The organism is Pseudomonas sp. T1.Ur (assembly GCF_023516725.1).
In the GTDB taxonomy this organism is placed as follows: Bacteria; Pseudomonadota; Gammaproteobacteria; order Pseudomonadales; family Pseudomonadaceae; genus Aquipseudomonas; species Aquipseudomonas alvandae.
The window spans coordinates 2,392,126-2,405,444 of the sequence record NZ_JAMGSN010000001.1; the positions used below are offsets into that span (position 1 = coordinate 2,392,126).

Annotated in this window: 11 protein-coding genes; 6 read left to right on the forward strand and 5 right to left on the reverse strand. The window is 62.2% G+C overall.

From position 1 onward, the window contains the following. Both M8Q45_RS10800 and M8Q45_RS10805 read right to left on the reverse strand, forming a co-directional pair. Window positions 1–735 (reverse strand): SDR family NAD(P)-dependent oxidoreductase, encoded by a 735-nt coding sequence (locus M8Q45_RS10800; RefSeq protein WP_249874716.1) that lies wholly within the window; start codon window positions 733–735, stop codon window positions 1–3. 308 nt (window positions 736–1,043) lie between these two features. Next, window positions 1,044–1,250: a tautomerase family protein gene (locus M8Q45_RS10805; protein ID WP_030140737.1), complete on the reverse strand. Its 207-nt coding sequence runs from the start codon at window positions 1,248–1,250 to the stop codon at window positions 1,044–1,046. 126 nt (window positions 1,251–1,376) lie between these two features. Here M8Q45_RS10805 and M8Q45_RS10810 point away from each other — a divergent pair, with 126 nt between their 5' ends. Further along, entirely contained in the window at window positions 1,377–2,300 is a 924-nt protein-coding gene (locus M8Q45_RS10810; RefSeq protein WP_249874717.1) for a LysR family transcriptional regulator, read from the forward strand. Window positions 2,301–2,453: 153 nt separating this feature from the next. Here M8Q45_RS10810 and M8Q45_RS10815 read toward each other — a convergent pair whose 3' ends face one another. Beyond that, window positions 2,454–2,888 (reverse strand): nuclear transport factor 2 family protein, encoded by a 435-nt coding sequence (locus M8Q45_RS10815; RefSeq protein WP_030140739.1) that lies wholly within the window; start codon window positions 2,886–2,888, stop codon window positions 2,454–2,456. A gap of 277 nt (window positions 2,889–3,165) precedes the next feature. Beyond that, window positions 3,166–4,062 (reverse strand): LysR family transcriptional regulator, encoded by an 897-nt coding sequence (locus tag M8Q45_RS10820; protein WP_249874718.1) that lies wholly within the window; start codon window positions 4,060–4,062, stop codon window positions 3,166–3,168. Between the two features lie 120 nt (window positions 4,063–4,182). Here M8Q45_RS10820 and M8Q45_RS10825 point away from each other — a divergent pair, with 120 nt between their 5' ends. The 5 genes from M8Q45_RS10825 to nahK all read left to right on the forward strand — a co-directional run bounded on the left by M8Q45_RS10825 (window position 4,183) and on the right by nahK (window position 12,420). Next, window positions 4,183–5,541: an MFS transporter gene (locus M8Q45_RS10825; RefSeq protein WP_249874719.1), complete on the forward strand. Its 1,359-nt coding sequence runs from the start codon at window positions 4,183–4,185 to the stop codon at window positions 5,539–5,541. Further along, window positions 5,538–6,812: a glucarate dehydratase family protein gene (locus M8Q45_RS10830; protein WP_249874720.1), complete on the forward strand. Its 1,275-nt coding sequence runs from the start codon at window positions 5,538–5,540 to the stop codon at window positions 6,810–6,812. Before M8Q45_RS10825 ends, M8Q45_RS10830 begins: the two co-directional genes overlap by 4 nt. 349 nt (window positions 6,813–7,161) lie before the next feature. Next, the gene (locus M8Q45_RS10835) at window positions 7,162–8,346 is read left to right on the forward strand and encodes a porin (protein WP_249874721.1); all 1,185 of its coding nucleotides are present in this window, start codon (window positions 7,162–7,164) and stop codon (window positions 8,344–8,346) included. Between the two features lie 344 nt (window positions 8,347–8,690). Further along, window positions 8,691–9,854, forward strand: a complete 1,164-nt coding sequence (gene nosP, locus M8Q45_RS10840; RefSeq protein ID WP_249874722.1) for a nitric oxide-sensing protein NosP — start codon at window positions 8,691–8,693, stop codon at window positions 9,852–9,854. Next, window positions 9,784–12,420 carry a hybrid sensor histidine kinase/response regulator NahK/ErcS' gene (gene nahK / locus M8Q45_RS10845; protein WP_249874723.1) on the forward strand — a complete coding sequence of 879 codons (2,637 nt, stop codon included), beginning with the start codon at window positions 9,784–9,786 and terminating at the stop codon, window positions 12,418–12,420. Before nosP ends, nahK begins: the two co-directional genes overlap by 71 nt. A 214-nt stretch (window positions 12,421–12,634) precedes the next feature. Here the strand turns inward: nahK and M8Q45_RS10850 are convergent, their stop codons facing one another. Continuing rightward, a complete protein-coding gene (locus M8Q45_RS10850; RefSeq protein ID WP_039588789.1) occupies window positions 12,635–13,300 on the reverse strand; it encodes a response regulator transcription factor in 666 nt (221 codons plus the stop codon). Between the last annotated feature and the right edge of the window lie 19 nt (window positions 13,301–13,319).

Here is a 13,319-nt window from a genome sequence, read left to right on the forward strand (position 1 = left end):
TTACCACTTGCCGGTGCTCATGCCGCCGTCCACCGGCAGGATCGCGCCAGTCGTGAAGTCGGCACCCGCCAGGTACAACACGGCTTCGGCGATTTCGCCGATGGTGCCCACCCGGCCGGCCGGGGCCAGGTTATTGAGGAAATCACGGTGTGCCGGGTCATGCATCGGCGTGTCGATGATGCCGGGCGCCACGGCGTTGACCTTGATGTTATGGGGCGACAATTCCAGCGCCAGGGCGCGGGTCATCTGGTTGACGCCGCCCTTGATCAGCACGGGCAGCGCTGCCGGCACCTGGATGTTCGGTTGCAGGGCCACCGAGGCGGAGATGTTGATGATGAAACCTTGCTGGCGGCTGATCATGTGCGCGGCAGCGGCCTGGCTGGCGTAGACGAGGCCCTTGAGGTTGGTGTCGAGCAGCGATTCCAGGTCCTGGGGGCTGTATTCGACGAAGGGTTTAGGCAGGAAGAAACCGGCGTTATTGACCAGCCCATCCACCGCGCCGAACGCCTCGATGGCTTTGCCGACAAGGGCGGTAGAGGTCGCCGGATCGGCAATGTCACCGGCCACGCCGACGAAGCTCGCAGGATGACCCAGCTGGCCAGCCGCATCGTCCAGGCCGGACTGGGAGCGGGCATTGCCCACCACGTTGTAACCGCGCGCCAGGAACGCCTTGACCAGGCCAAGGCCGATGCCGCTGGAAGCGCCGGTGATGATGACGGTTTTCGGATTGCTCATGATGTTGACTCCTGATCACGTTGAGTTGGAACCGCTGCGCCTGTCTGGGCGTTGGTTGTGATCAGGTTATTGATGCGCCCGGGTTTGATAAATGGGGGTTCTGGTACTTGAGTTGATACTTGGTGTAATTAATCCATCGAATCCACACAATTCCTTGTGGGAGCGAGCTTGCTCGCGATGGCATTTAATCAGCCATATGTGAGCCGGCTGACCTGCCGCTATCGCGAGCAAGCTCGCTCCCACAGAGGCCGCAGGTTAGCGGGCAAGAAAAAGCCCGGTCATTGGACCGGGCTCGGTAATGTGAAGCCTTATTCCTTGGGTTTACTTCGGTACTCCGTCGTGGTCATGCCCGCATACCCCCAGTTATCCGTGTCGACTTCCTCGATCACGATATGGGTCAGGTGCGGGTCCTTGCCCAGCACGCGCTGCAGGGTTTCAGTGATTTCGGAAATGACCTGGGCTTTCTGCTCGCGGGTAACGCCGTCGCGGGTGATCCGAACATTGACGAAAGGCATGTTGCACTCCAGTTGACGAAATGTGCTCGGGAAAGACCCCGGGCAATCGAGGACCACTGTATTTATACGCCACGGCCTGATAAACAGGCATCGGGAATCTTCAGTTGATACGCGGTGTAATAAATCATGAAGCGTCACTTCGAAGACTTGCAGTTGGGCAGTATCGAACTGTTCTGCCTGGCGGCCGAGGCGGGGAGTTTCACGGCGGCGGCCCAGGTGGCGGGCGTCACTCCGGCAGCGGTCAGCCGCTCGATCTTTCGCTTGGAGGAACGCCTGGGGTCGCGGCTTTTCGTGCGCACCACCCGCAGCATCCGCCTGACCGACGCCGGCAGGACCTTTTTCGAGCAATGCCGCCAAGCGTTGACGCAACTGGTCGAAGCGCAGCAGGAAGTCATGGGCGCGCAAACGGTGCCGTCCGGACAACTGCGCATCAGCGTGCCCACCACCTACGGCCATCACCGGATCCTGCCGTTGCTGCCCGCGTTTCGCGCGCTCTATCCACAAGTCAGCGTGGACGTTCACCTGAGCAACCGTAATATCGATTTCGTTGCCGAGGGCTATGACCTGGCGATTCGGGTGAGGGCCCAGCCGGACTCCTCGATGATTGCCCGTTTGCTGGAAGACGCGAAACTGGCGGTGGTCGCATCCCCGGATTACCTGCGCAGGGTCGGCACGCCGCAGACATTGGAGGACCTGGACCTGCATGAGTGCATCCAGTTCGAGCTACCCAGCAGCGGTCGTCGGATCTCCTGGTTGTTCAACGTCGAGGGCAAGGAGAAGGAAGTGTTCGGGCAGGGCGGGTATTGCTGTTCCGACGATGTCCTGGGCGGGGTGACGCTGGCCAAGCACGGTGCCGGGCTGTTCCAGACCTATCGATTTATCGTCGAGCAGGAATTGGCGGACGGGCGATTGGTGGAAGTACTCGCGCCGTTCGCCGGGCGCTCGCGGCCGTTCACACTGTTGTATCCCCACGGCCGGTACGTGCCGCAGCGGGTGCGGGCGTTTGTGGATTTCCTGCTGGAACACCGGCAGCAGTGGGCGGCGGATTGAAGTAACGGCCCGCCTCACCAGCCCCCCGTGGCGAGGGAGCTTGCTCCCGCTCGGTTGCGCAGCAACCGCAAAATCTTGGGGCCGCTGCGCCCGAAGCGTCGGACCGACCCAGCGGGAGCAAGCTCCCTCGCCACAGAGATTTCTGTCCGACGCTTAGAAACGGAACGCCTGCCGACCAATCAGCAGCCACTTGCCATTCTTCTGCTTCTGCCAGATCTGGAAGTTCTCGATTTCGGTCGGCACCACCTCGGTGCCCTTGAGCGCCTGGGCGGAGAAGTGGTTGCGCACCATGGCTACATCGCCTGAAACGGTGATTTTCTGGTTTTGCATTTCCAAGGTCTTGAACGCGCTCTTGCCGGTTTCGATGTCGGCGATGAAGGCTTTTTTATCCTGGATGTTGCCGCTGGAGTGGCCGTAGGTCAGGTTCTCGGCGGCCAAGGCCTGGAGCTGGGGAATGTCCTTGTGCAGCATGGCCTGGGTCAGGTGGTCGACAGCCTCGGCCACCTCTTTCTCGGCCGATGCGGGGGCGGCGGCTACGTAGCCGCTGAACAGGCAAACGAAACCGATCAGCAATGATGCTTTTTTCATGTGTCTTTCCTTGTTTTTGTAAGTATCAGGAGTTCGAGCATCTAGGCTCGTCGGTCATCGTACAACTTGTCAGGGGAGACTGGAATAGGGTCCGATCAATGTGGCGAGGGAGCTTGCTCCCGCTTGGCCTGTAGGAGCTGCCGAGCGAAGCGAGGCTGCGATCTTCCCAAAAGCAAAAGATCGCAGCCTCGCTTCGCTCGGCAGCTCCTACGATGCAGTTCTGCGGGCAGCAAGCTCCCTCGCCCAGGGGGTAACGGTGATAGGTCCGCGAGTTTGCCTAAAGTCCCTCCCGAACCGCCCCGCGAATCCCCTCCAGCAACATCGTAAACGCCGGATTGTCATTGTCCTGGCGCCACACCAGGTGCAGCTCACTCTGCACCCCATCACCCAAGTCAATCTCACGAAACACCACCTGCCTGAACACGACGCTGGTCGCACAACGGGGCACCAGCGCCAGGCCCATGCCGGCGTTGACCAGCGCCAGGATGGTCAGCGAGGAGCCGAGCCACTGGACGAACTGCGGGGCGACCCGGGCCGAGCGGAGCATGCCGGTGAGCAGTTCGTTGAACGGCGGGTAGGCGGAATGCGAGTACATCAGGAACGGTTGTCCATCCAGGTCCTGCACGCTGACGGTCTCGGCGTCGGCCAGTGGATGACCCGCAGGCACGGCCAGGACAAACGGTTCGCGCACCAGGCATTCGGTGGCGTAGCCGGTTTCCAGCAGGGGCGAGCGGACGATGCCCAGGTCGATGCGCAGGGCGCGCAGGGCTTCGTGTTGCTGGTAGGTGTTCATCTCCGACAGGACGATTTTAACCTGCGGTTGCTTGAGCCGCGCCTCGGCGATGACCTTGGGCAGGAATTCATACACCGCGCTGCCGACGAAGCTGATGGTGACCGAGCCGATGTCACCCTGGGCAAAACGCTTGGCGGCCTCGGCGGCCTGCTGCGCCTGTTGCAACAAGTTCTGCGCCTCGATGAAAAACGCCCGTCCGGCGGCAGTGAGGGCGACGCTGCGAGTGCTGCGGGTGAATAGCTCGACACCCAAGTGATGTTCCAGCAATTGGATCTGCCGGCTCAAGGGCGGCTGGGTCATGTTCAGGCGTTCGGCGGCGCGACGGAAGTTCAGTTCCGTCGCCACGGTGGTGAAGCAGCGCAGTTGGGCCAATTCAAACATTGATTCAATCCCGGTATCAATCAAATGCCAAGTTAGATTAGACGGGAACAATCGGCGGCGTCCATCATCGGGCCGTTCCTTACAAACAATCCCCACAAAAACAAGATCGGGAGGCCCGCTGTGAATCACGTACCGGACTCGACCCTGGCCGTCGCGGCGGCCAAGGTCAAACGTCACGTCCTGCCGTTGGTGGTGGTGATGTTCATCGTCAACTACATCGACCGCGTCAACATCGGCTTCGTCCGCAGCCACCTGGAGACCGACCTGGGTATCGGCGCCGCCGCCTATGGCCTGGGTGCCGGGTTGTTCTTCGTCGGCTACGCGCTGTTCGAAGTGCCGTCGAACATGCTCCTGCAGCGCTACGGCGCCCGGGCCTGGCTGACCCGCATCATGTTCACCTGGGGCGCGGCCGCGATGGCCATGGCGTTCGTGCGGGGTGAAACCAGTTTCTACGTGCTGCGCTTCATCCTTGGCGCGGCGGAGGCGGGGTTTTTCCCCGGCGTCATCTACTACTTCACCCAATGGCTGCCGGCCAGTGAGCGTGGCAAGGCGATGGCGATTTTCCTCAGCGGTTCGGCCATTGCTTCTGTGATCTCGGGGCCGGTGACCGGCGCCTTGTTGCATGTCAGCGGGCTGGGCCTGCATGGCTGGCAATGGATGTTCCTGATCGAAGGCGGCGCGTCCATCGTGCTGTGCGGGTTCGTCTGGTGCTGGCTGCAATCGCATCCCAGCCAGGCCAAGTGGCTGACGGCGGAAGAAAAAACCGTGCTGATCGCGACCATCGCCGAAGAGCAGCGAGCGCGTGAGGCCGCACAGGTGGTCAAGCCCTCGATGTTCAAGTTGCTGGCCGACCGGCAGATCGCACTGTTCTGCTTCATCTACTTCTCTATCGCCCTGACCATTTATGGCGCCACGTTCTGGCTGCCGAGCATGATCAAGAAGATGGGCAACCTGGGGGATTTCCAGGTCGGCTTGCTCAATTCCATTCCGTGGATCATTTCCATCGTCGCGATGTATGGCTTCGCCGCCCTGGCGAGCAAATGGAAATTCCAGCAGGCCTGGGTCGCGGTGACGCTGGTGATCGCTGCATTCGGTATGTTCATTTCCACCACGGGCGGGCCGATCTTCGCCTTCGTCGCCATCTGTTTCGCGGCGATCGGCTTCAAGGCCGCCTCGGCACTGTTCTGGCCGATTCCCCAAGGCTACCTCGATGCCCGCATCGCGGCGGCGGTGATCGCCCTGATCAACTCCATCGGCAACCTCGGCGGTTTCGTCGCGCCGACGGCCTTTGGCTTCCTGGAGCAGACCACCGGTTCCATCGAGGGCGGCCTGTATGGGTTGGCGATCACCTCCCTGGTCGCCGCCGTCGTGATCTTTTTTGCCCGCACCCAACCGGGGCGCGGCACACCGGATTCACCTTCCGGCCTGCCGGATAAAAACCAAGCCTTGAACCCTGGCCCATCGGGAGCCGCTGCATGAAGATCAAACGCGTCACCGTGACCCCCATCGCTTTTCGCGATCCACCGCTGCTCAACGCCAGCGGCATTCATGAGCCCTTTGCGCTGCGCTCGATCATCGAGATCGAAAGCGACAACGGCTACATCGGCCTTGGCGAGAGCTACGGCGATGCGCCGGCCTTGGCGATCCAGCAGCAAGTCCAGGACCAATTGATCGGCATGGATCCGTTCAACCTCAACCAGCTGCGGGCTATCGTCCAGGCCACGGTGGCGGCCCATAAACCGGCCAGCGTTGCCGGGGCGGAATTGGCGCCAGGCTCCCATGCGAGCAAAGCCGTCAGCAATGCCTATTCGGCGTTCGAGGTGGCCTGCCTGGACCTGCAAGCGCATTACCTGAACGTGCCGCTGGTGGATCTGCTGGGCGGTGCGATTCGCGATGAAGTGCCGTTCAGTGCCTATCTGTTTTTCAAGTACGCCGAGCACATCGATTCGCCATACCCGGCGGACAGTTGGGGCGAAGCGCTGAACGAACAGCAGATCGTCGCCCAGGCGCGGCGGATGATCGAGGAGTACGGGTTCAAGAGCATCAAGCTCAAGGCCGGTGCCCTGGAGCCGGAGCATGAAGTCGCCTGTATCAAGGCGCTGAGGCGGGCGTTCCCGGGGCTGCCGCTGCGCATTGATCCCAACGGTAACTGGTCGCTGGAGACCTCGATCCGCATGGCCGAGCTGCTGGGGGACGACTTGCAGTACTACGAAGACCCGACACCTGGGTTGGAAGGGATGGCCGAGCTGCACAAGCGCACCGGGCTGCCGCTGGCGACCAACATGGTGGTCACCGATTTCGACGAGTTCCGCCGCAGCGTGGCCCAGGACAGCGTGCAGATTGTCCTGGCCGACCATCATTATTGGGGCGGGCTGCGGGACACCCAGGTGCTGGCGAAAATGTGCGACACCTTTGGCCTCGGCGTATCGATGCACTCCAATTCGCACCTGGGCATCAGCCTCATGGCCATGGCCCACGTGGCGGCGTCGGTGCCGAACCTGGATTACGCCTGCGACACCCATTACCCGTGGCAGGAGCCGGATGAAGAGGTGATCAAGGGCGGCAAGCTGCCGTTTGTCGACGGCTGCGTGAAGATCACCCGGGCGCCGGGCCTTGGCCTGGAATTGGACCGGGATCAACTGGGCAAGCTGCATGAGCAGTTCCTTCGTTGCGGCATTCGCCAGCGCGATGATGTGCGGCAGATGCGGCGCTATCGGCCGGATTGGCAGACCGTCAAGCCGAGGTTCTGACCCGAAGGCGAGGGGATCTAGCGAAACGTCGCACCGCCCCGCTGGCGCTGTAGGAGCTGACGAGTGCAACGAGGCTGCGATCTTGTCCCAGACAATTGAGTCGAGAGCGAAAGATCAAGACCAAAAGATCGCAGGCTTCGCCAGCTCCTACAGCACCACCTCCAGGCCACCCCACCGGCCCACACCCAAAGTACCGCGCCCGGGCGGCGTCGGGGTCTTACGCCCAAACTGCCGCGCCGGTCCTGCGCTGCCAAAGCAGCCGCCAATCCCCTCCAAGGCAGCGTATGACGCGCCCTGGCGCCTTTCGATAATCGCCTCCGACATCCCGTCCCCTGTTGCGGAGCGCGCCATGCACAACAATAAAAATACCCGCCTGCGTTTTTTGCCTGCGGTCATCGCCGGCCTCTCGACCCTCGGCTCGATGCCCTGGGCCCAAGCCGAAATCATGCTGTACGACAAGGACCAGACGACCTTTTCCACCGACGGCTACATCAACGCCTTCTACGTCAACAGCGACGTGGACCGCGCCGGGGATCAGTTCGACCGGCGTCAGGCGCGGGTCAAGATGGGCTTCTTGCCCAACTACCTGGGCTTCAACATGGGCAAGCAGGTCGACGACCTGAAGCTCGGCGCCCGTGCCTCGTTCTGGGTGACCATCAACGACAGCGAAACCAACGGCACCGACACCGCCATTGATGTGCGGCAGTTCTACGGCACCGTCGCCAACCCGGAGTGGGGTGAGGTGTTGATCGGCAAGGACTTCGGCTTGTTCGCCCGTTCCAACATCCTGCTTGACGAGCTGCTCGCCGGTTACGGCCAGGTCAGTGACACCCTGGGCCTGGTGGACGGTGGCGGCGTGTCGTTCGGCAATATCGGCAGCGGTTATCCGTACCCGTTCCCGACGTCACAGATCACCTACCGCACCCCGGTGATGGAAGGGCTGCGCGTGGCGGTGGGGATCATGGACCCGGTGGACACCAACGACAGCAGCGCCACCGGCAAGGCGTACCAGGAAAACCCGCGCACCGAGAGCGAGATCACCTACCAATTCGACTTGGCCGGGGCAAAGATCTACAGCTGGCTCAACGGCAGCTACCAGACCTCCGATAACACCGATTCAAACGTCGAGTCGGTCACGTCCAAAGGCCTGGGGTATGGCGTGCAGGCGAAGATGGGCGGGTTGTCGCTCACCGGTTCCGGGTTCCAGGCCAAGGGCATCAACCCGTTCTTCACCAACAATGCCGGCGAAGCCACCTTGCGCAATGTCGACAGCAAGGGCTACCTGCTGCAGGGCTCCTACAAACTGGGCAAGAATCGGCTGGCGTTGTCCTACGGCAAGACCGATGACGACGGCAACGGCGTGGTCGGCAGCGGCGCCGATTACGAGACACGCGGTATCGCGTTGTTCCACGACATCAACGACAACCTCAAGCTCGTGGCCGAATACAACCAGTTCGAAATCGATGGCCATGACACCAGCGCGCAGAACGAAGACACCGACACCTTTGCGGTGGGGGCGGTGTTGACCTGGTAACGATGACGGCCCGCAGGAGAACGTGTTCCCGCCGGGCCCTGTAGGCGCTGCCGGGCGAAGCAAGGCTGCGATCTTTTGATCTTCCGCTTGGCGCTCAAATGCCTGGAGAAGATCGCAGCCTCGCTTCGCTCGGCAGCTCCTACACAGCGGGGGCAAGCGCCCTTGCCAGAAGTGTTCTTGTACAAACTCTATGAATTCCCTGTCGGCCCCGACCGTGCGCATCGCGGCCGGGGCCGCCACGGTTCTCCTCCCATGGAAGTGTCCACCCGCTACCCAAGTAGCATTCGTGGGCCGGGCGCGGATTTGTACACTCGAGGCTCTATCACGCACCGTCGGAGGCGCAGATGCAGCAGGCCCAGAGCGAGGGTGTGGTCAGCGCCATGTCCCAGGCAACGGACGTCGAACAAGTGGCCCAGGAACTGGCGCGACAGTTGTTGCACCCGTACCTGGGGTTCGTGCTGTTTTTCTGTTCCGCCGAATACCATTTGCCAGCCCTGGCCCAGGCCCTGTCCCGAAGCTTTGGCGGGATTCGCCTGGTGGGCTGCACCAGCGCCGGGGAAATCACCCCCCAAGGCTACGGCCGCAATTGCGTGACGGCGGTGGGTTTCGACCACCGGCATTTCTCCATCGCCGCCGAACTGATCGGCGAGATGGAACACTTCAGCCTGATCGACGCCCAGCAGATGGTCGAGCGGCTGGCGAGCGGTTGCCGCAGCAACGCCTTGGCGCCGATCAAGGGCCACAGTTTCGCCTTGACCCTGCTGGACGGCCTGTCCAGCCGTGAGGAAATGGTGCTGGCAGCCTTGAGCGCCGCGCTGGGGGACATCTCGCATTTCGGCGGTTCGGCCGGCGATGACAACTACCTGACCCACACCCACGTGTACTTTGAAGGCCAGTTCCACAGCGGCGCAGCGGTGGTGGTGCTGATCAACACCTGGCTCGAATTCGAGGTGTTCACCACCCACCACATCCTGCCCCGGCAGGAAAAACTGGTGGTGACCGGCGCCGACAGCACCTCGCGGCGGGTCTACGAGCTCAACGCCGAGCCTGCCGCCGAGGAATACGCGCGGCACATCGGCGTACCCGTGAGTGCGCTGGACTATCGGGTATTCGCCGCCCACCCCTTGGCGGTGCGGATCAACGACCAGTACTACGTGCGGGCCATCCAGCAAGTCCATTCGGACCTGAGCCTGAGTTTTTATTGCGCGGTGGAGAACGGCATCGTCCTGACCGCCATGGATCCGGGACCTTTGCTGCATAACCTGCAAGACCTGTTCGACGGCTTGCAGGCGCGCCTCGGCGATTTGTTGCTGACCATCGGCTGCGACTGTTTTCTCCGGCGCCTGGAGTTGGAAGGGCGCGACGGCCTGGAGCAGATCGGCCAATTTCTGCGTGAACATCGGGTGATGGGGTTCAACACCTATGGAGAACAGTTCAATGGCATGCATATCAACCAGACGTTCACCGGAGTTGCCATTGCCCGCCATCGCGTCCCCGGACATCGCTGAGCTGCAGGCGCAGCTCGCCGCCCTGCAGCATGAAAACCACAAGTTGCGGCGCATCAACGACGCGCTGATCGAACGGGTGGAATCCGGCGTGACCCGGGGCAGCGACCCGTACGCAGCCTTCCAGCATTCGGTGGTGCTGGCCGAGCAGGTGCGTGAGCGTACCGATGCGTTGAACCAGGCCATGGCTGAGCTCAAGGCCGGCAATCATTTGCTCGGCGAAGCACGGTTGCGGGCGGAAACGGCCCATCGGCACTTGATCGATGCGATCGAAAGCATTTCCGATGCATTCGTGCTGTTCGACGAGCAACAACGCATCGTTCTGTTCAACAGCCGTTTCAAGGCGTTCTGGGCCCACAGCCGGGTGCGGATCATCGCGGGGATGCGCCTTGGCGAGGTCAAGCGCCTGATGACCGCCAACGGTTTGTTCAGCGAGGAAACCCGCGGCCAGCCAGACGAGCCGGTGCTGTATCGCTTGCAGAACGGACGCTGGCTGCAAGTCAGCGAACGACCGACCCAGGAAGGCGGGCGGGTGATTCTGTTCACCGATATCACCGACGTCAAACTCAGCGAAACCGTGCGCCGCGAACAGGCCGTCGCGCAGAAGTCCCATCTGTTGCAGCGCGCCGTGGACAACCTGTCCCAGGGCGTGGCGATGGTCAACGCCCAAGGCGTGCTGGAGTTGTGGAACCGGCGTTTCCTGGAGCTCACTGGCCTGGCCCCGGTGGCGGCCCATCGACCGTTCAACGAGGTGATCGCCGACAGCGAATTGCAGCTGCTGACGCCGGCCAGTCGCGACGGCAGTGGCCGGCGGATCCAGGAGTGCGAACAGCGCCTCTCTGATGGCCGGGTCCTGGAGATCCGCACCCATCCGCTGCCCACTGGCGGTTACGTCAACACCTTCACCGACATCACCGAGCGTTACCAGCATGCCGAGGCGTTGAGCGAGAGCGAGCGCTGGATCCGCCTGATCACCGACCACGTGCCGGCGCTGATCGCCTACCTCAATGCCGATCTGGTCTATGAATTCACCAACAAGGTCTACGAGCAGTGGTATTGCTGGCCGCGCGGCGTGATGCTCGGTCAGAGCCTGCGCGAAGCCCACAGCGAACAGCATTACCAGCGCCTGGAAGCCTACGTGGCCCGGGCGTTGGCGGGCGAGAGCGTGACGTTCGAATTCGCCGAGACCAACATCAACAACCAGGAGCGCTACATGCTGCGCTCCTATGTGCCCAACGTGCTGGCCAACGGCGAAGTGGTGGGGATCTTCGTGCTGATCCGCGACATCACCGAACGCCGTCGCACCGCCGAGGCACTGCACCAGGCTTATCAGAACCTGGAGCAGCGGGTGCAGGAGCGCACCGCAGAACTGACCACCCTCAACGAGCAGTTGCTGCGCGAAATCGACGAGCGCAGCCGGGTGGAACTGCGCCTGCGCGAAGCCAAGCGCGAGGCCGAACGCGCGAACCTGTCGAAAACCAAATTCCTCGCGGCGGTCAGTCACGACCTGCTGCAACCATTGAATGCGGCGCGGCTGTTCACCAGCGCCTTGCTCGAACGCCGCGAGCCGGTGGCGAACGCGCACCTGGTGCGCAACGTGAGCAATTCGCTGCAGGACGTGGAAAACCTGTTGGGCACCCTGGTGGACATCTCCAAATTGGATGCTGGCGTGATCAAGGCCGACGTCGCGCCGTTCGCCTTGTGCGAATTGCTCGGCAACCTGGCAGCCGAATATCGCCAAGTGGCCCGCAGCGAGGGCCTGGAGTTGCGATTCATACCCTGCTCGGTGCTGGTGCGCAGCGACATCCAACTGTTGGCGCGGATCCTGCGCAATCTGCTGAGCAACGCGCTGCGCTACACCCCGAAAGGACGCGTACTGCTCGGATGCCGCCGCCACGGCAATCGTGTCTCGATCGAAGTGTGGGACTCCGGCATCGGCATCGCCCAGGATCGCCTGGAGGAGATTTTCCAGGAGTTCAAGCGCGGTGACGTCCAGCGTCCTGACCAGGACCGTGGCTTGGGCCTGGGGTTGGCGATTGTCGAGAAGATCGCCGGGATCCTCGGGCATCGGATCCAGGTTCGTTCATGGCCGGGCAAAGGCTCGGTATTCGCCATCGAAGTCCCCCTCAGCGCCACCGCGCCCAAGCCGCTGCCGTGCCTGGACATGAGCGAGCCCATGCTCGAACGCCTGCGCGGGGCGCGGATCTGGGTACTGGATAACGACGCGGCGATCTGCGCGGGCATGCGCACTTTGCTGGAAGGTTGGGGTTGTCGGGTGGTGACGGCACTGTCGGAACAGGACCTCGCGCGGCAGGTGGACGACTACCGTGCCGACGCGGACCTGTTGATCGCCGACTACCACCTGGATCACGACCAGAACGGCGTGGACGCCGTGGCGCGGATCAATGCCTGCCGCCCCTCACCGATTCCCGCAATGATGATCACCGCCAATTACAGCAACGAACTCAAGCAGCAGATCCGCGAGCTCGGCCACACGCTGATGCACAAGCCGGTGCGGCCGATGAAGTTGAAGATTGCGATGAGTCATCTGTTAGGCCAGGCCCTGTAGGCCCTGCGTAGGAGCCGCGTAGGAGCTGCGTAGGAGCTGCGTAGGAGCTGCGTAGGAGCTGCGTAGGAGCTGCGTAGGAGCTGCGTAGGAGCTGCCGAGTGCAACGAGGCTGCGATCTTTCCAAGGACACTTGAGTCCCAAGCGAAAGATCAAAAGATCGCAGGCTTCGCCAGCTCCTACAGGGTGGGGTTCAGGGTGGGGATTCAGGGTGGGATTACCGGCGCAGGTACGCCCCGAAATCAATATCCCCCGCACTGAGAATCGCCTGCACCCGGTTATGCACGTTGAGCTTGCGCAGGATCGCCGAGACGTGGGCCTTGACCGTGGTTTCGGCGATGTCCAGCGTGTAGGCGATCTGCTTGTTCGATTCGCCCTTGGTCATGCGTTCGAGTACCAGCAGTTGCTTGCGGGTCAGGGCCTGGAGCAGTTCGGGCGGGAACGCCGGGGTTTCGTTCAGGCGCCGGCCTGTCGGGCTCTTCTGGGTGCGGATGATGTCCGGCGGCAGGTACACGTTGCCATTGAGGATCTGTTCGATGGCGTCGGTCATTTGTGAGCGCGGCGAAGACTTGGTGATGAAACCCACCGCGCCATAGGTGATGGCCTGCAGGACGATCTGCTTGTCCTGCTCGGCGGAAACGATCACCACCGGGATCGTCGGCGCCTCGTTGCGCAAGTTGATCAGGCCATTGAGGCCGTGCATGCCGGGCATGTTCAGGTCCAGCAGGATCAGGTCCAGGTCGTCGTGTTCACGGGTCAGCGCCAGGGCACTGTCCAGGTCGGCGGTTTCCATCACCTCGCTGCCGGCGAAACCGTCGCTGATGACGTTGTGGATGGCTTCGCGAAACAGTGGGTGATCGTCGGCTATCAGGATTTTATACATGGCCATTCACCTCGTTATT